The organism is Mesorhizobium sp. WSM4842, assembly GCF_055901575.1.
Map to the genome: position 1 here is coordinate 2259865 of NZ_CM148372.1, position 17387 is coordinate 2277251.

The 17387-nt window shown below is 63.1% G+C and carries 13 protein-coding genes, 1 tRNA gene and 3 pseudogenes; 4 read left to right on the forward strand and 13 right to left on the reverse strand.

The features are described 5' to 3' along the window. Positions 1-38: 38 nt before the first annotated feature. The 4 genes and pseudogenes from AC0NIE_RS10840 to AC0NIE_RS10855 all read right to left on the reverse strand — a co-directional run. Positions 39-1042 (reverse strand): annotated as a pseudogene (locus tag AC0NIE_RS10840) (ABC transporter substrate-binding protein). Next, the gene (locus tag AC0NIE_RS10845) at positions 1039-1797 is read right to left on the reverse strand and encodes an ABC transporter ATP-binding protein (RefSeq protein WP_473486483.1); all 759 of its coding nucleotides are present in this window, start codon (positions 1795-1797) and stop codon (positions 1039-1041) included. The pseudogene AC0NIE_RS10840 and the gene AC0NIE_RS10845 overlap by 4 nt, the downstream one beginning before the upstream one ends. Continuing rightward, a complete protein-coding gene (locus AC0NIE_RS10850; RefSeq protein ID WP_473486484.1) occupies positions 1794-2594 on the reverse strand; it encodes an ABC transporter permease in 801 nt (266 codons plus the stop codon). The genes AC0NIE_RS10845 and AC0NIE_RS10850 overlap by 4 nt, the downstream gene beginning before the upstream one ends. Positions 2595-2679: 85 nt before the next feature. After that, positions 2680-2823 (reverse strand): annotated as a pseudogene (locus AC0NIE_RS10855) (YkoF family thiamine/hydroxymethylpyrimidine-binding protein); the annotation flags it as partial. Between the two features lie 418 nt (positions 2824-3241). Here AC0NIE_RS10855 and AC0NIE_RS10860 point away from each other — a divergent pair. The 4 genes from AC0NIE_RS10860 to AC0NIE_RS10875 all read left to right on the forward strand — a co-directional run bounded on the left by AC0NIE_RS10860 (position 3242) and on the right by AC0NIE_RS10875 (position 6673). Then, positions 3242-4018, forward strand: a complete 777-nt coding sequence (locus AC0NIE_RS10860; protein WP_473486485.1) for a sulfite exporter TauE/SafE family protein — start codon at positions 3242-3244, stop codon at positions 4016-4018. Positions 4019-4152: 134 nt separating this feature from the next. Continuing rightward, on the forward strand, positions 4153-4662 hold the full coding sequence (locus AC0NIE_RS10865) for a superoxide dismutase family protein (protein WP_473486486.1): 510 nt from the start codon (positions 4153-4155) through the stop codon (positions 4660-4662). A 197-nt stretch (positions 4663-4859) separates the two neighbouring features. Further along, positions 4860-5870, forward strand: a complete 1011-nt coding sequence (locus AC0NIE_RS10870; protein ID WP_473486487.1) for an ATP-binding cassette domain-containing protein — start codon at positions 4860-4862, stop codon at positions 5868-5870. After that, positions 5867-6673, forward strand: a complete 807-nt coding sequence (locus AC0NIE_RS10875; protein WP_473486488.1) for an ABC transporter permease — start codon at positions 5867-5869, stop codon at positions 6671-6673. The genes AC0NIE_RS10870 and AC0NIE_RS10875 overlap by 4 nt, the downstream gene beginning before the upstream one ends. 68 nt (positions 6674-6741) lie before the next feature. On the opposite strand, the gene AC0NIE_RS10880 is transcribed toward AC0NIE_RS10875, so the two are convergent. From AC0NIE_RS10880 to fdnG, 9 genes and pseudogenes are all read right to left on the reverse strand, one after another. Continuing rightward, positions 6742-7191: a hypothetical protein gene (locus AC0NIE_RS10880; protein WP_473486489.1), complete on the reverse strand. Its 450-nt coding sequence runs from the start codon at positions 7189-7191 to the stop codon at positions 6742-6744. A gap of 16 nt (positions 7192-7207) precedes the next feature. Further along, positions 7208-7303 (reverse strand) — tRNA-Sec (locus AC0NIE_RS10885). 126 nt (positions 7304-7429) lie between these two features. Then, positions 7430-9262: pseudogene (gene selB, locus AC0NIE_RS10890) on the reverse strand (selenocysteine-specific translation elongation factor); the annotation flags it as partial. Then, positions 9259-10101 carry a tetratricopeptide repeat protein gene (locus AC0NIE_RS10895; protein ID WP_473486490.1) on the reverse strand — a complete coding sequence of 281 codons (843 nt, stop codon included), beginning with the start codon at positions 10099-10101 and terminating at the stop codon, positions 9259-9261. The gene AC0NIE_RS10895 and the pseudogene selB, both read right to left, overlap by 4 nt. Then, on the reverse strand, positions 10088-11506 hold the full coding sequence (gene selA, locus AC0NIE_RS10900) for an L-seryl-tRNA(Sec) selenium transferase (RefSeq protein ID WP_473486491.1): 1419 nt from the start codon (positions 11504-11506) through the stop codon (positions 10088-10090). The genes AC0NIE_RS10895 and selA overlap by 14 nt, the downstream gene beginning before the upstream one ends. A 7-nt stretch (positions 11507-11513) precedes the next feature. Further along, positions 11514-12431, reverse strand: coding sequence for a formate dehydrogenase accessory protein FdhE (gene fdhE / locus AC0NIE_RS10905; protein WP_473486492.1), 918 nt, complete (start codon positions 12429-12431; stop codon positions 11514-11516). Between the two features lie 152 nt (positions 12432-12583). Further along, positions 12584-13276 (reverse strand): formate dehydrogenase subunit gamma, encoded by a 693-nt coding sequence (locus AC0NIE_RS10910; RefSeq protein WP_473486493.1) that lies wholly within the window; start codon positions 13274-13276, stop codon positions 12584-12586. After that, positions 13263-14213: a formate dehydrogenase subunit beta gene (fdxH, locus tag AC0NIE_RS10915; protein WP_473486494.1), complete on the reverse strand. Its 951-nt coding sequence runs from the start codon at positions 14211-14213 to the stop codon at positions 13263-13265. Before fdxH ends, AC0NIE_RS10910 begins: the two co-directional genes overlap by 14 nt. Positions 14214-14223: 10 nt before the next feature. Continuing rightward, positions 14224-17310, reverse strand: coding sequence for a formate dehydrogenase-N subunit alpha (gene fdnG, locus AC0NIE_RS10920; RefSeq protein ID WP_473486495.1), 3087 nt, complete (start codon positions 17308-17310; stop codon positions 14224-14226). Positions 17311-17387 lie beyond the last annotated feature (77 nt).

A 17387-nucleotide genomic window follows, 5' to 3' on the forward strand; every position in this document is an offset into this window, starting at 1 on the left:
ACGGCGAGTGCCGACAGGATGCATGCGCCGCGGCGGGCTCATTTTTCGCCGTCCAGATAGGCGTTGCTGTAATAGGCCGCGAAATCGGGTCGTTCGCCGACCGGGTTCCCATCGCCGTCGCGCAGGGCTCCGGCCTTGAACAGGTAGTCGCCGATAGCCTCCATCTTTGCGGGATCGATCGTGCCGATCGCGCCGGCGGGGCTTTGCAGATAGTGGCCGTCGACCAGCGCCTTCAGCGATGCCTCGATCAATGGACGGTCAGTCAGCATGTCGCTGTTTGCTGCTCAGCCGCTTCTTGCGGATGTTCGACGGCGAAGGCATAGCCGCGCCTGGTCGCGGCGATGAACGCGGTTGCCGTGTCCTTGTTCTTCTCGAGGTAGGCTCGGCTCGAGCCAATGAAATTGGTGTGTTGGTCGGGCACGCCGAAATCCGCGTAACGGAAGGCGCGCTGAGGCTTGTCGTCAAGCTCCGCCTTGATCCCCTCCCAAGTGTAGACCTCGAGCGTAAAATCGACTGCGCCATTGGCCAAGGCCTCATAGGCGGAGGTGCCCAGCGTCACTGTTTCGAATTTGCCCTCGCCGCCATCATGGCGGATGATGGTGCCGATCAGCGCATTCTCCCAGGCGCTGCCGAAACCGCCATAGGTCAGGCCGTCCAGATCCCTGGGGGACTGTATATCGGCGCGGTCGGCGTTGAACACCAGCCTGCCGGTTTCTGTCTGCATGATGGCGTAGGTGGCGACGAGGTCGGCGCCGGCCGTGCGTTGGGTGAACAATCCTATGGATCCCAGTATACCGAAATCGGCCACGCGGTTGGCGATCAGCGTACCGGCCGCAGTGTCGGTGTAGGGCAGGATCCGCATGTCGAGCCCGGCCTCGGCGTAGAAGCCTTTCGCTTGGGCGACATAGAGCCCGACATGATTTGTGTTCGGCGTCCAGTCTAGCGCGACGGTGACAGTCTGCTGGGCGGAGACGGACGTGACGGGTGCGAATCCGGCGATCAATGCGGCAGCGATGAAGAGGCGTCTGGAAAGCATGGTCATGTCCTTTGGGCGGGCTGTGGATCGAGCAGGGTATCGAGGATGTCGGCTTCGATGGCGCTGGCTTCCGACGAGGCAAGATCCTTGCGCGGGCGCGAAAGAGGTATGATGATTTCGCGCAGCACGCGGGCGGGGCGGGCGCTCAGCACATAGATGCGGTCGGACAGGAAGACCGCCTCGCGGACGTCGTGGGTGATCAGCAGGACGGTCCAGCGGTGTCGGTCCCACATCGTCTGAAGCCAGCGCTGCATGCCGGTGCGCGTGAGGGCGTCGAGTGCGCCGAACGGCTCGTCGAGCAACAGCATGGCGCGGTCCTGCACGACGGTGCGCAACAGCGCGGCGCGCTGGCGCATTCCGCCCGAGAGCTGCGCCGGATACTTATGCTCGAAGCCCGCAAGGCCGAATTCGCCGAAGAACGGCGCCACCCTGTCGCGCGCCGCCTTGCGGGACATGCCCTGCACTTCCAGGCCGAGCGCGGTGTTGTCGATAACCGTGCGCCAGGGCATCAGGGCGTCGTGCTGCGGCATGAAGGCAAACGGTCGGCGCGTGTCGGCCAGTGGCCGCCCGTCGAAGTCGACATCGCCGCCGTGGCCTCCGAGACCGCCCGTCAGCAAGCTGAAGATCGTGGACTTGCCGGCTCCGGAGGGGCCGAGGATTGAAACGAATTCGCCCGGCTCGATGTGCAGGGTGATGTCGGCAAGCACGTCGATGTCGCCAAAACGCTTCCTGACTTGGCGCAGCTCCAGCCGCCTGCTCATGATTTTCGTGCGCCATCGAGCCGCTCCCATGGCATGACGACGCGCTGGATCAGCACCGTAGCAGCAAACAGGGCTAGCGTGAGCAAGGCGCTGACCAGCACGGCCGCCAGCACGAGATCGGGCCGGAAATTGTTCTTGGCGTTGAGCATGTAGATGCCGAGCCCTTTGGCCGCACCGGCATATTCTGCGAAGATGGCGCCCACCACGGCATAGGTGATCGAGATGCGCAGTCCGGCGAAGAAATAGGGCAGCGAGGAGGGCAGGCGGGCCAGCAGGAAAATGCGCATGCGGGAAGCGCCCATCGAACTCAGAAGCGCCGAGATGTCCCGATCCGTCGAGTCATAACCCTGCACAAGCGCGACCAGCATGGGAAAGAAAGTCACGAGGGCGATCAGCGTGATCTTCGGCGTCAGCCCGAAGCCGAACCAGAGAACGACCAGCGGGGCGATCGCCACCAGCGGCAGGGTCTGGCTGATGATGAACACCGGGAACAGGGCACGGCGCAGCGGGTTGAAGAAGTCGATCAGCACCGAAAGGATGAAGGCAACGGCCAGCGAGCAGGCGAAGCCCGCCAATGTGGCGCTGATCGTCGGCACGGTGTTGTCGAGCAGCGCCTGGCGCTGCCGGATGGCCTGGGCGAGAACGCGTGACGGCGCGGGCAGCGTGGTGGGCGAGATGCCCGAGATGCGCGCATAGAGGTCCCAAGCCAAAACCAGCGTGCCGACCGATAGCAAGGCCGGTCCGACCTTGGCGAACAAGGCTGCGATTCGCGGCGCGGCGGAGAAAGGTTGAGACATGCGAGACTTGTCTGGTGCGAAAAGATCAGCGCAGGGTCGGGCTGTTGGCCGAAACCGTAAGCTCGATCGTGACATGGCCCTGGAGCGGGCCGACCGGCAGCGTCGAAATATCGTCTGTGCCTATGCGCAACCGATCGCGACAAGGGTCGAGCGCATCGAGCGCGGAGATGACGACACCGACGAAATCGCCGGTTGTCGGAGAAAGAGAAATCTGTGCGCCGGAAAACATCGCCCGCCTCGCTCCGCTGGTATTATCCAGATCAGCTCTAGGGTTTACGGGCTTGCAGCCCAGCTCTCAGCCCCGACGATACGGAGCACCCCTGTGGATGCCGGCAATTAAACAGATATGGGGTGGAGCTGCAAGCCTGCGTCCGACTCGTGAAACCTCAGGTCGAGGAGGCGCGGCGCAGGACAGGGAAGAGTGACAACCCGGCATCCTGTTCGAGATCGCTCTCGATATTCTGAGAAGCCACATGACTTTGAAGGTATCGGGAAAGACGTCGATCGAGCGGACAGTTTCCCGTTCGTCGCCATTGTCGATGCCAGGCGTTTGGTGAATTGTGGAAGCATGAAGATATAAATTGCATCCGTTGTAGGCAGCGGTTCCTCTTTCGCCAATTACGACCCGCGCTTTGTTGGAGAGCCAAATGCAGGAATTTATCCTTTTTGCGCTCGTAGGGTTTGTAGCTCAGGCTGTCGACGGGGCTCTCGGCATGGCCTACGGCGTGATTTGCTCGACAACCCTACTGGGGTTTGGCGTGTCTCCTGCACACGCTTCGGCTTCAGTTCACGCAGCGGAGCTGTTTACCACTGCGGCCTCAGGTTCGGCTCACCTCTATCACCGCAATATCGACTGGAAGCTTTTCTGGCGGCTGATGCCATTTGGTGTTCTCGGCGGCGTTCTCGGCGCTTATGTGCTCACCTCGTTTGAGGGAGCGATCATGAAGCCATATGTGACCACATATCTGGCGCTTGTCGGAGCTTGGCTCCTGTTCCGTTCATTCCGGCGGATCCCGAGTAAGCCGGTCCCTGCAGGCGCGGTACCTCCTCTTGGACTTGGTGGTGGATTTCTCGATGCGGCAGGGGGTGGTGGATGGGGACCCATCGTAACGACAGGCCTTCTCGGTTTTGGCGGGACGCCCCGCTACGTTATTGGTACGGTAAATGCGAGCGAGTTCCTCATCACGCTCTCGGTGTCTCTGACCTTCTTGTTTGCATTACTAACGGGCCATTGGGCGGAGGCAGGAGAGCTAACGGAAAATCTACTCTCTGTCGCCGGCTTGATTCTTGGCGGCGTCGTCGCAGCGCCGATGGCCGGTTGGGTAGTGAAGTCAATCGCAGAAAAGACGCTTCTCAGGCTCGTTGGTATTCTCATCATACTGCTTGCAGGCTGGCAAACCGCGCAACTCTTCGAATTGGTGTAAACTGAAGACACATCGAACAGGTTGTCGGCGTCGCTTCCCTGGCGGCTGTGCGGGAGACAAAAAACTCAATTGCCAAATGGAACGAAGAGACCCCTTTGTTGTTTGGCTTGCTTGGACAACCGGAGGCCGAGTCGATGAGAAGATTGGTTGCAACAACAGGGTTGGCGCTGGCGGTCGCGATGCCTGCAGCGGCCCAGGACACCGCGACCGCGAAAGCCGAATTCGTCAACATGGCCGGCGAGAAGAATGGCACGGCCACGCTGACCGAGACGGCGCAGGGCGTGCTGATAGCGTTGGAGGTAACAGGACTGCCTCCGGGCGAGTGGGTCGCGTTCCATGTTCATGAAACCGGAAAGTGCGACCATCAGACCGGCCATGACTCGGCCGGTGGGCACTTCAATCCGACGAATGCCGAACATGGATACCTCACTGGAAAAGGCCCGCACGCGGGCGATATGCCAAATCAGCGGGTCGGCGCCGACGGCGTTTTGCGTGCCCAGGCTTTCAACGGCATGGTCAAGCTGGATGGTGGAGAAACGGCGATACGAGGCAAGGCATTGATGATCCACGGCGGACAGGACGACTACAAAAGCCAGCCTGCCGGTGATGCCGGAAATCGTCAGGCCTGCGCCGTGATCGAGTGAAAACCCCAAGATGATTAGAGACCTGTCCGACATATGATCGGACCGGCTTTCAGCCTCAGCGGCCAGGTAGTGGTACGTCGTCGGAGCCTCTGGCACGAGGATAAGCCAGACGGTAAGTTCGTGCGCCTGCAGAGAAATTGACGACGCACCCATCGCGCCGAAGCTGGCCTTTCATTTTGCGACTGCCGGATGATTGCATGAACGATACTTCTCCTATGGGCCTGCCCTCCAAGGGTTTTGTCCAGTCAGCCATTTCCGCCCGCGGCCTGGTCAAGACGTTCGGCAAGCTGCGCGCCGTCGATGGTGTCGATCTCGATGTGCCGCGCGGCATGATTTTCGCCATCCTGGGTCCGAACGGTGCCGGCAAGACAACGCTGATGCGCATGCTCGCGACGCTGTCGCGCCCCGACGCCGGCTCTGCGACCGTGATGGGGCACGATCTCGTGCAGGCCCCGCATGCGGTCCGTGCGGCAATCGCGATGACCGGGCAGTTCGCTTCGCTCGACGAGGACTTGACGGGCCGGGAGAACCTCGTCCTGCTCGCCCGACTCTGGGGTTTTCGCGGTCGCGCCGCGAAAACCCGTTCGGACGACCTGCTCGCGGCTTTCGGCTTGTCCGAAGCGGCGACGAAGCAGGTGTGGGATTATTCGGGTGGCATGCGAAGGCGGCTCGACATAGCCGCCTCGCTGGTCGTCACGCCGGGCGTGCTGTTCCTCGACGAGCCGACTACAGGCCTCGATCCGAACGCCCGCAAGGATGTCTGGGGCATGATCCGCGGCCTCGCCGAGGCCGGCGTCACCATCCTGCTCACCACGCAATATCTCGAAGAGGCCGATCAACTTGCAGCGCGTATCGCCGTCATCGACCACGGCAGGAAGATCGCCGAGGGTACCAGCCGCGAACTGAAGGCGGCCACCGGCTCCGGCTTTCTCCATGTCGCGCTCGCCGATGTTGCACGGGCGGACCAAGCGGCGACCATTCTGGAACGCCGGCTGGAACATCCTGTCCAACGCAGCGCCGAAGGCGCTGAGCTCTCCGTCCTTGCCGGCACAGCGAAGGCCGCCAATGAGGCGCTGGCCGATCTGGTCGCCGCCGGCATCGAGCTGTCGGATTTCTCCATGGGCCAACCCAGCCTCGAGGAGGTCTTCTTCGCGCTGACGGGCCAGCCGGGCCTCGGTGAAAGCCGGAAGGCAGGTGACAAGCCATGATCGACACGACATCCCTGCAGCGGCTGCAAAGCGTCGCCCGACCTAGGACCCCATCAGCCCTTTCCAACGCGCTGGTCTTCGGGTGGCGCGCGGTGCTGAAATTCAAGCATGTGCCGGAGCAACTCTTCGATCTGGTGATGACTCCGATCATGTTCACCCTGCTCTTCACCTTCGTCTTCGGCGGCGCGCTCGCCGGTTCGCCTGGCGAGTACCTGCAATTCTTCTTACCCGGCATCCTGGTTCAGACCGTGGTGTTCAACGCAGTCTATTCGGGCATGGGTTTGTCGACCGACCTCGGCAAGGGCTTATTCGACCGCTTCCGATCGCTGCCGATCTGGTCGCTGTCTCCGTTCGCCGGCCTGATGGTGGGTGACATCCTGCGCCATTTGATTGCCGCCTCGATCATTCTCACCATCGGGCTGATCCTCGGCTACCGGCCTGAGGCAGGCATCCTCGGCGTGCTTGCCGCCTTCGCCATGCTGATCGCCATCGGGTTCGGCATGGGCTGGGTATTCATCGTGCTCGGCCTGCTGATCCGCACGCCAACCACGGTGATGACGCTCGGCTTTACCTTCCTGTTCCCGCTCGTTTTCGCCTCAAACATCATGGTCGACCCCGGCACCATGCCGGACTGGCTGCGGGCCATCGTCGAAGTCAACCCAGTGTCGCTGATGACGACGGCGCTGCGCGGGCTGATGGCTGGCGGGGCGACGCTCGGTCAGGTCGTCCTCGCCCTGATCGCGCCGGTGGCGCTGACCGCCATCCTGGCGCCGACGACACTATGGCTGTATCTCAGAAGGTGAGAGGAGCCAAACGGTCGCAGTCCTGATCGCCTGAGCGTCAACAATGCGCCCGGATGGACCTGCGCTTCTTAAAAGTCGACACGGGGCGTGTCTTGCATCTGGCGCTCGAACAGGAGCCAGAAGGGCGATCCACGGGTTTCGGCATACCAATGTTCGAAACCCGCCAGGGTCTCAGGAATGTCATTGGCGGATTCCTCTTCCTCCGACGCCCGGAATATCGCCAGCACAACCTGGCCGAAACGCGCGATCACCTCCGAGCGCGCTTCGCTGTCGGAATTCCAGCCGAGTCGCGTGCGCAGCGTGGCGAAGGCGCTGGCGACGGCTATCTCCTCACTGTCGGCCGATGCCATGGCCTCGGCGATCGCCTGAATGAGATTGAGCCGCCTGAAGGCGAAGGCGCGCTCTTGTTCGAGCGCCGCGATCCGGACTGCAGCTTCCCGTCGGAAACGGCCTTCCGCGACTTTGGCGGCCTCGGCCGCTGTCTTGAGCTCAACGAGAAAGCGGGTTGTCACCGTCATCGCGCCTTTGCGAGAGTGGCGGAAGAGAGTGGGAGTCGAACCCACCAAGGACCGGCTCGCGGCCCCTCCCGGATTTGAAGTCCGGACGCCCCACCGGGGACGATGCTCCTCCAGAAACTTCCGCTATTGCCGGCTCACTATCGGCCGGTGAGCGAAACAGATCCCGTCGATGCCTGTTGACGAGCCGCAGGTCGCCGCGTCGCAAAGTGACGCCATGCCTATCGAGAAATTCAAGGATCTGGATGGCAACCTTGCGCCCGCTGCCTGCACGATCGCGAAACTGGGCGGCGTTAAACCGCCCGCCCGGCTCGGCCGCCGTCAGGTCGTCGACGATTTCGACAATCCCGGCCAATGCCGGGCGCAGGAAGAAATGATCATGGGCGACTTCGTATACTCTCCCGATGCGGCCGGTAAGTTTCAGGATCCGGCGGATTTCCGTTTCCGGCTTCGCCAACATATCGGCTACATCGCGGACCCTCGGCGGATGATATCGCGTCGAGCCGCCGATGAGCCGCTCGATTTGCAGCCACAGCGTTTCGTCCTGCGGTGTCAGACGGACCTCATGGCCGGGCAGCCGCACCCAGGCGCCGTCAAGGGCGAGCTTGCCGGCGTGCGCCAGCATTCGCAGAGCGGCTGCAAACATCGGCGCCGGAAGTCGTGGGTCAAGCTGAAGGCGCAATCTCTCCATGCCGATTCCCGGCAGATCCGGATTGTCCGCGTGAAAGGTCTTCAAGTTCGCAGCCAGGCCGAGCCTGAACTGCATCCAGCGTGCCGGCGAGAGAACGAACAGCGTTTTCCTGACGGGAATGCAGACCAGTCCGAGGCGGTCGACCAGTCTCTGCACCTCGTCGCTGCCGAGTGCCCGGTCGCGCGCGAATGACCCAAGGTCAAGGTAATGGGGCGGCGTGTCGAGCAGTGCGGTGACAGCCGCCTCGTGATCCGGGACGGCATATGCTTCGATCTGGATAAGCCGTTCCGGCGTGCGGCGCTTCCGGCTCGGCGCCCGCAGATCGATCAGGCGTCCGCCGCCGATGGTCCGCTGCGCCGAGGTGTCGCGCACAACATAGGGGTCGCCCGCGGCAGCCGCGATCGGATTGTCCAGCACCAATTGAACCTTGGCGACGCCGCCGGGTCTGACCGGCTCGTCACTGAGAAGCACGACCCTTGCCCCAACCTCGGCCGCGGCGTGGTGGAGGCGTACCGGGAACCACTGGCCGATCGGCCTAGGCTCTCCCGGCAAGACGCGCAGCCTTGCGTCGATCCGGTCCGTCGGCGCGTGAAGTTCCGGGTCGAGTATGATGTCGCCGCGCCCGATCGCCTCCTTGCCGATGCCGTCACCAGCCAGGTTGAGCGCGCAACGGTCTCCTGCCCGCCCGCGCTCAGCCAGCCTGTTCTGGGCGTGGATCGAGCGAACACGCGCCGCCAGGCCCGACGGGCTGACGACAAGGTGGTCGCCGACGCCGACTGATCCTGAAAGGACCGTGCCGGTCACGACAGTGCCGATGCCGTGCAGCGTGAAGCATCGGTCGACCGCCAATCTGAATCGTCCAGAGGATGCGCGGCCGGCAAAGCGCGACGCCTCCTCAAACAAGAAATGCCGCAGATCGTCGATACCGTCACCGCTGACGGCCGAGGTGGGCATTATGTCTGCTTCGGCAAGTGCAGTATCGGCAAGCGCGGCACGGATGTCCGCTTGAACGGCGGCGCGCCGTGCGGGCGCGATCAGATCGGATTTGGCCAGCACGACCGCGCCGCGCCTGATGCCGAGCAGATCGATGATTGCCAGATGTTCGCGCGTCTGCGGCATGATCCCGTCGTCGGCGGCAATGACCAATAGCACGAAATCGATGCCACTGGCGCCGGCGAGCATCGTATGCACGAACCGTTCGTGCCCCGGAACATCGATGAAGCCGATGACGTCCCCGTTCGGTGCCGGCAGGTAGGCAAAGCCGAGATCGATGGTCATGCCCCGCGCCTTTTCCTCCTGCAGGCGGTCGGTGTCGACGCCGGTCAGCGCACGCACCAGCGCGGTCTTGCCATGGTCGACATGGCCCGCCGTGCCGACGATCATGATCCGTCCCCCGTCAATGATGCCGCGGCACGATTTTCGGCCTCGGCGGTCTCGTCAGGGGTGAGGCCGGCACGCGCGGCCGGCAGATACCGTTCGGCGAGCGAGTTGCCTGCTGCGTTCGCGCGCAGAAGCCAGGTATATGCCTCGACCGCGTCGGCCTCGACACCCGCTCCCAAGTGACAGGCGGCGCCGAGCATGGCCTGCCCGTCCGCATCCCCGCGCACGGCAGCCCGACGCCACCAGCGGACTGCCTCGGCGGGATCGCGCGGCACACCGAGCGCATTGTGATGGATCATGCCGAGCCGTGTCATGGCCGACGCTATTCCCTGCTCGGCGGCGGCAGTCGCCCAGCGCCGCGCCTCTGCTGGGTCGGGATCGACCACCTCGCCTTCGAGCAGCATCCAGCTCAGCATGTCCTGCGCCGGTCCGTCGCCTTGCTCCGCGGCTGCTCGGTAGAACTCGGCTGCGCGGCCGTAGTCCTGCGCGACGCCCTCGCCGCGGAAATAGAGCGACGCCAGATTCCGCCGCCCGACGGCATCGCCGGCCTCGGCCGAAAGCGCCAGCCAGCGGAAGGCGAGGTCGCAGTCCCGCTCGACGCCAAGCCCTTCTGCGAAGCAGGCGCCGATATTGTTCTGCGCACGCGCGACCCCAGCATGGGCGAGCGGCTCCCATATGCCTAGGGCGACCGCATAATCGCTGCGCCTGGCCGCTTCCAAGGCCTTTGCCAGGCGTTCGGCGACCGGCACGTCAGCCGGCCGGGGCACGTCAGCCGGCCGGGGCACGTCAGCCGGCCGGGGCACGTCGGCCGGCCGGCGCGCGAGGCTCTCAAACCAGCGCATCGGCTCCTCCAGGATCGAAGCCGGCGAGGTTTGCACAGAACCCCGCTTCGTCTTCGAGGCAGCGCAGATCGAACACAAGCGCCCGGCCCTCGATGCGCCCGATCACGGGAACGCGCAGCCCGCGCAATGCCGCTGCAAGCGCTCCCAGCGACTTCCCGCCGCCTGACTTTACCCGCACAACAAGACCGGCGCTGGGTATCGTCTCAAGCGGCAGGGCACCCGAACCGACCTGACTGCGGCATTCCACAGTCTCCACCACGAATGCCTCACCCAGAGCATTGGCAACCATCGGGGCAAGGCGCTCCGCCTGGGTTGCGATCTCGGCCGAGGGGCGCGTCAGCAATCTCAGCGTCGGCAGTCTCTCCGCCAGGCGATCAGGGTCGCGATAGAGCTTCAACGTCGCCTCCAGCGCGGCGAGCCGAAGCTTGTCGACGCGGAGCGCCCGCTTCATCGGATTGCGGCTGATCGCGGCCAGCAGAGCCTTGCTGCCCACGATGAAGCCCGCCTGGGGTCCGCCGAGCAGCTTGTCGCCGGAAAAGGTGACCAGATCCGCACCGTCGGCAATCGCCTCGCCCACGGTTGGTTCATGCTTGAGGCCATAGGCAGCAAGATCGAAAAGCGTGCCGGAGCCGAGGTCGTGGACCAGGGGCACGCCCTGCGCCTTGGCAATGGAAGCCAGTTCGCGCGCGCCCACCTCAGCCGTGAACCCCTCGACCCGGTAGTTCGAGGTGTGCACCTTGAGGACCACCCCGGTCTCCCGGCCGATCGCCGCGACATAGTCCTTCGGATGCGTGCGGTTGGTGGTTCCGACCTCGACCACCTTGGCGCCGGCGCGGGCCATAATCTCGGGCATCCTGAACGAGCCGCCGATCTCGATCAATTCGCCGCGCGAGACGATCGCCTCGCGGCCGAGCGCCAGCGTGTTGAGGACAAGAAGGACAGCGGCCGCATTGTTGTTGACCACAGTTGCGTCTTCCGCTCCTGTCAGTTCGCAAACGAGCGAACGCAGATGATCATCCCGCTCGCCGCGCTTGCCTGTCTCGAGGTCGAATTCGAGAGCGACCGCTTCGCACATTGCAGAGCGCACCGCCTCAATCGCCTCCTCAGCCAGCGACGCCCGGCCGAGATTGGTGTGCAGCACCGTGCCGGTCAGGTTGAAAACCGGTCGCAGGGAAGGGCGCTCTGCTACCTTGAGTTGTTCAACCGCATCGGCGGCGACGTCGCCGGGCTGCGGCACTGCTGCTCCGCCGAGACAGGCCTCCCGCGCTGCGGCAAGTGCCGCGCGGACAGCTGCCGTCGCGACTTGCCGGCCGAAGCGCTGGATCGCCGTGGATCCGAGCGGCGTCTTCAATACCTGATCGACCGATGGAAGATCACGCAGGCGACGTGCAGGCAAAGCGGTCATCGCGTCCTCAGTATCCGACAAGGAATGGGTTGAACGACCCGCGACGGTAGCCGCTCTCGCGGACGAGCAGGTCCAAGCCGAGTGTCGCCACGTCATCGGCAACCGGATCGAGGTTCGGATCCTTGTGCTGATGCAGGATTTTCACATAGCAGCCGCATGAATCGCAGGTCTCGGCCTTTACAGTGCCGGGTCCGCCTTCGACTTCCACATAGCCTATTCCCTTGGTCGAGCCGCACAGGGTGCATTTGATGCGCACATAATTCCAGAGCGTCCCGCAGAGCGAGCATGCACAGAACCTTGCCCCGTGGGAGCCATGCCAACCGACGATCATCGAGGACACCGGCGGCCCGCCGCAGACGGGGCATGCGCCGTCACCTACCGGGACCAGCGTGGAGGCGTCGAGGCGAACGGCAAGACGCGCGAAATGAAGCTGCAGCGCCGCCGCGACATAAACATGCTCGGCCAATGCGTCAGCCGCAATTGCATCGGCGAGTACGTTGCGCACCAAGGCATCGCGCTCTGCAGGCGTGGCCAGCTTCAGTCGGTCGAGCGCGTCTGCCGCGGCGCGAGGCTTCTCGATGGTCGAAGCCGCCAGCACCAGGCGGTCGAGCGTCTCGAAGGACGCCCCGGAGGCGACCCTGTCACGATCGAGTGGAGGCATCCCGAAAGCGTGCGCCCGTTCACGCACCTCCGTTTCCGGCAGAACCGGATCGGACAGGCCGTCCTGTATGCCGTGCTGGACATCGGCGAGAGCCGCGAGAAAGCGGAGATAAGGACCGAGTTCATCGATTTCGGCCAGCGCATTCAACCGCTGCGCGCGTCGAACGAAAAGACGCGTCGGATCAGGCAGACGGACGTAAGGCGGCGCCGAGACTTCACCGATGGCGGTGGGATCGATATCCGACGGAACGATCTGCTTTGGCATACTCACCTCACGAACCACACGGGCCACGTGGTTGGCTGACTAAGCGCGTCGCGTCTGAAGGGAATCATGCGACGCGCTTAAGTTTTTGCTTCTATGCATGTCGTTGTCCAAAAACCGCTGCGTACTTTTGGGCGACATGCATTAGCGCCCGCTCATTCGGCGGGCTTCGATCCCGATCTTCCGCCCGGTTTCGTAACAAGTTCCCGCAACCATTTGCGATGATGCCGCCAGGCCCAGCCGCCCGTCACCGAACCGCGTATCATGGCGGGAATCGTGCCTCGCACCCAGAGGGCGGAATAGGCGTGGATGATCCAAACGCCGATCATCGCAACGGCGGCGATGGCATGAATGAGGAGCGCCATCCGCTGTTGACCGACCGTCGTGTAGGCGGAGAAATACTGATCCCAGATGACCAGGCCACTCGATATCAGGATGATGATCAAGACCGACATGGCCCAGAATACGAATTTCTGGCCGGCATTATACTTGCCGACTTCCGGCACGTTCTCCTCGTGATTGGCCAGCACGTCGCGAAAGCGCGTGAGCCAGGCCCCATCTTCGCGCTTCCACAGATTCGCCTTCCAGAACCGGATGAAAAGCCCGAAGAAGCTGAAGAAGAGAACGACGCCGATCCACGGATGGATGAAGCGCGCGAACTGGCCACCACCGAACAGTCCTGACAGAAAGAAAAGGCTCGGGTGAAACAGCGCGAGGCCGGACAGGGCAAGCAGGATCAAGCTCGCCGCCGTGATCCAGTGATTTATCCGCGCGCCCACCGTATACCGGTCCACCGTGACGGGCTTGCCCGGATGTACTTTACCAGGTTCGACATCATGCGCTGTCATGGCGGTCACTCCGCACTAGCCGTTCGGCATTCTCCTCATCCGTGTCCGAAACCCTGTTCGGCCCCATCACCAGATGGTGGAGAAGGCCGACGCCGGCCGCGACCCCAAGCACGGTCAGGCCGGCATATTTGGTGATGCCCTTCCACGCCTCCACGAGAGGACTGATCCTAGGCTCCTTCGGCAGGCCGGAATAGAGTTCGGGCTGATCGGCGTGATGCAGCACGTACATCACGTGCGTTCCGCCGACACCTGGCGGATCGTAGAGGCCGGCATTGGCATAGCCGCGCGCCTTCAGGTCGGTAATGCGGCCCTCGGCATGCTGCTTCATCTCTTCCTTTGTGCCGAAGACGATTGCCTGGGTCGGACAGGCCTTGGCGCAGGCTGGACCCTGGCCGACGGCGACGCGGTCCGAGCAGAGGGTACATTTGTAGGCCGTATGGTCGACGCGGGATATGCGCGGGATGTTGAAGGGGCACCCCTTGATACAATAGCCGCAGCCGATGCAGTTCTCGTGGACGAAATCGACGATGCCGTTGGAATATTGAACGATAGCGCCCGGCGCCGGACAGGCCTTGAGGCAGCCCGGATCTTCGCAGTGCATGCAGCCATCCTTCCGGATCAGCCACTCGAGATTGTTCGTCTCTGGGTTCTCCCACTCGCTGAAGCGCATAAGCGTGAACATGTCCGGCGTCAGGTCGGGCGGATTCTCGTATACGCCGGCGTTGACGCCGATCTCCGGATGCGTGTCATTCCACTCGATGCAGGCTGTCTGGCAGGCCTTGCAGCCGATGCATTTCGAAACGTCGATGAGCTTGGCCACCTCTGTCAGCCGCTCGGCCGGCGCGGGTACCGTTGAGGCGGAGCGGCGGACGAGATCCTTCTCCGAGAAGCGGGGCGTCACGTCCGTTACCGAGGGATTGGCAATTGGAGGAAACATCGCCGCCTCCCTATGCTACCGGCCCGGAGACGGGCTCGATATTGACTAGAAACGCCTTGTATTCGGGCGTCTCGATGTTGGCGTCGCCGACATAGGGCGTCAGCATGTTCGGGCCGAATCCCTTCTTTGCCGCTCCGGTGAAGCCCCAGTGCAGTGGAATGCCGACGATGTGGACGGTCTTGCCGTCGCAGGTCAGCGGCTTGATCCGCTTCGTTACCATCGCCTTCGCCGTGACAGAGCCGCGCTTGGACCAAACGCGCACCCAACCGTCCTTGGCGATACCTTTTTCGGCCGCAAGCTGTTCCGATATCTCCACAAAGAACTCCGGCTGCATCACAGCGTTGACGATGACGTGCTTGGTCCAGAAGTGGAAATGCTCGGTCAGGCGGTAGGAGGTCGCCGCATAGGGGAACTCCGCCGAGGCCGGCTCGGCGAACTGCCTGAAATCCCCTTCGAATACCCGCGCTGCCGGGTTGCCCCGGACGTTGGGCGCGACCGGATTGACGATCGGCGATTCGAACGGCTCGTAATGCGCCGGGAAAGGTCCGTCCCGCATCATTCCCCGGGTGAAGAGGCGCGACACGCCTTCCGGATTCATGATGAACGGGCCGACCTCGCCGGGCTTCGCTGTCGGCGCGATGTCCGGGACGTCATAACCCGACCATTTCGCCCCGTCCCACTCGATCACCTTGCGGTCGGGATCCCAGGCCTTGCCGTTCAAATCGGCCGACGCCCTGTTGTAGAGGATGCGGCGATTGGCAGGCCACGAGAACGCCCACTTCAGGTAGGCGCCGGTCTCGTCGGGATCGTCAGTATCCCGACGGGCCATGTTGTTGCCCTTCTCGTTGAAGCAGCCGGAATAGATCCAGCAGCCGCAGGATGTGGAGCCGTCGTCGCGCAGCGCGGCGAAGCCCGGCAACAGTTTTCCGGCCTCGGCAAGCACCTTGGTCGGATCGGCCGTGTCCGTCACCGTCGCGAGCGCTCGGCCATTGATCTCCTGAGCGATTTCCTCGGCCGTCGGATCGCCCGGATCGGCATAGGGCCAATGGAGATTGAGGATCGGATCGGGGAAGGCGCCGCCTTCCTTGCGATAGAGTTCCTTCAGGCGGAGATGTATCTGCGCCATGATCCAGGTGTCGCGCTTGGCCTCGCCCGGCGGCGTGCCGCCGGCCCAGTGCCACTGCAGCCAGCGCCCCGAATTGGTAAGGGAGCCGTCGTCTTCGGCAAAGCACGTCGACGGCAGTTCGATCACTTCGGTCTGGATCGCCGACGGATCGACGTCATTGTGCGCGCCGTGGTTCTCCCAAAACCGCGCCGTCTCAGTAGCCAACGGGTCCATGACGACCAGGAGCTTGAGCTTGGAGAGCGAGGCCGTGATCTTCTGCTTGTTGGGGAACGCTTGCAGCGCGTTGAAGCCTTGGCAAAGATACAGGTTGATCTTGCCCTGGTGCATCATATCGAAGGCGCGCAGCACGTCGTAGCCGGGCACGTCGAGCTTCGGCAGGTAGTCGTAGGCAAAGTCATTTTCCGGGGTTGCCGCCGAGCCGTACATGGCCTTCTGGAAACTGACGAAGAACTTCCTGTAGTTCTGCCAGTAGCTCATCTGGTTCGGCCTGAGCGGCTTGAAACCGCGGGTCGACATATAGGCGGTGAGGTCCGGTTCCTTCTCGTTGGGCAGCGTCAGATAGCCAGGAAGCAAGTTCGACATCAGACCGACGTCGGTCAGCCCCTGGATGTTGGAATGGCCGCGCAGCGCGTTCATGCCGCCGCCGCGAACGCCGATATTGCCCAGAATGAGCTGCAGCATCGCCATAGCGCGGATGTTCTGCGAACCCTTCGAGTGTTGCGTCCAGCCGAGCGCGTACATCGAGGTCATCGCCTTGGTCGGCGACGAGCACTCCGCCACCATCTCGGCGACCTTCAGGAACTTGTCCTTCGGCGTGCCGCAGATGCGCTCGACCATCTCCGGCGTGTAGACCGCGACATGGTTCTTCAGCAGGTTCCAGACGCAGCGAGGATTTGCCAGCGTATCATCGACGACGGCGAAACCGTCCGCGCCGACCTCGTAGTCCCAGCTTGACTTGTCGTAGTCGCGCTTCGCCTCGTCGTAGCCGGAAAACAGGCCGTCCTGGTAAGTGAAGCCCTGCTTGACGACATAGCCGGCGTTGGTGAACGCTTTCACATAGTCCCGCTGCACCTTGTCGTTTTCGATGCAATAGTTGATCAGCCCGAGCAGGAAGGCGATGTCCGTGCCTTGACGGATTGGTGCATAGAGATCCGACACCGAAGCCGAGCGCGTGAAGCGCGGGTCGACGACAATGAGCTTGGCGCCACGGTTGGCCTTCGCCTCAGTGACCCATTTGAAGCCGCAAGGATGGGCCTCGGCGGCATTGCCGCCCATGATCACGACAAGATCGGTGTTCCTGATGTCGGTCCAGGAATTCGTCATTGCTCCGCGGCCGAATGTTGGGGCGAGACTCGCCACCGTCGGGCCGTGTCAGACACGTGCCTGATTATCGAACACCAGCATGCCCGCGCTGCGGACCACCTTGTAGGTCTCGAACGCGGTTTCATTGGTCGTCGCCGAAGCGGCGAGGAAGCCGGTGGTGATCCATCGGTTGACCGTCACGCCGTCATTGTTCGTCGCGACAAAGTTCTGGTCGCGATCGTCCTTCATCAGGCGGGCGATGCGGTCAAGCGCGTTTTCCCACGTTGTCGGCTCGAACTTGTCCGCCCCGGGCTTGCGGATCATCGGCTGCTGTAAGCGGGTCGGGGCCTTGACGAAGCCGAGCAGGGCCGAGCCCTTGGGGCACAAGGTGCCGCGGTTGGTTGGGTGGTCGGTATCGCCCTCGATATGGGTGATTTCGGCCTGTTCGCCCTTCCTGAGATCGCCCTTTGAGTAGAGGATCACACCGCACGCCACTGAGCAGTATGGGCACGTGTTCCGTGTCTCGGTGGTGTTGGCGAGTTTGAAGGATCGTATCGCCTCGGCATGTGCGGCTTCGATATCGCCGAAGCCGAGAGCTCCAAGCGTAGTACCGGCGAGACCCGCGCCTGCCGTCTGCAGGAACGCGCGCCGTGACAGTTCGATGTTCATTTGAATGTCCTCCCGAAGCGGATGCTCCGAAGGGCATCCCGAACCAAGGGTACGAGTGCATTCTGATCCAAAACAGG

What these genes read in the sequence shown, in the direction of transcription:
- AC0NIE_RS10845 (WP_473486483.1), bottom strand. Translation starts at nt 1,797, where the DNA reads ATGAGCAGGCGGCTGGAGCTGCGCCAAGTCAGGAAGCGTTTTGGCGAC.
- AC0NIE_RS10850 (WP_473486484.1), bottom strand. Translation starts at nt 2,594, where the DNA reads ATGTCTCAACCTTTCTCCGCCGCGCCGCGAATCGCAGCCTTGTTCGCC.
- AC0NIE_RS10860 (WP_473486485.1), top strand. Translation starts at nt 3,242, where the DNA reads ATGCAGGAATTTATCCTTTTTGCGCTCGTAGGGTTTGTAGCTCAGGCT.
- AC0NIE_RS10865 (WP_473486486.1), top strand. Translation starts at nt 4,153, where the DNA reads ATGAGAAGATTGGTTGCAACAACAGGGTTGGCGCTGGCGGTCGCGATG.
- AC0NIE_RS10870 (WP_473486487.1), top strand. Translation starts at nt 4,860, where the DNA reads ATGAACGATACTTCTCCTATGGGCCTGCCCTCCAAGGGTTTTGTCCAG.
- AC0NIE_RS10875 (WP_473486488.1), top strand. Translation starts at nt 5,867, where the DNA reads ATGATCGACACGACATCCCTGCAGCGGCTGCAAAGCGTCGCCCGACCT.
- AC0NIE_RS10880 (WP_473486489.1), bottom strand. Translation starts at nt 7,191, where the DNA reads ATGACGGTGACAACCCGCTTTCTCGTTGAGCTCAAGACAGCGGCCGAG.
- AC0NIE_RS10895 (WP_473486490.1), bottom strand. Translation starts at nt 10,101, where the DNA reads ATGCGCTGGTTTGAGAGCCTCGCGCGCCGGCCGGCCGACGTGCCCCGG.
- selA (WP_473486491.1), bottom strand. Translation starts at nt 11,506, where the DNA reads ATGACCGCTTTGCCTGCACGTCGCCTGCGTGATCTTCCATCGGTCGAT.
- fdhE (WP_473486492.1), bottom strand. Translation starts at nt 12,431, where the DNA reads ATGCCAAAGCAGATCGTTCCGTCGGATATCGATCCCACCGCCATCGGT.
- AC0NIE_RS10910 (WP_473486493.1), bottom strand. Translation starts at nt 13,276, where the DNA reads ATGACAGCGCATGATGTCGAACCTGGTAAAGTACATCCGGGCAAGCCC.
- fdxH (WP_473486494.1), bottom strand. Translation starts at nt 14,213, where the DNA reads ATGTTTCCTCCAATTGCCAATCCCTCGGTAACGGACGTGACGCCCCGC.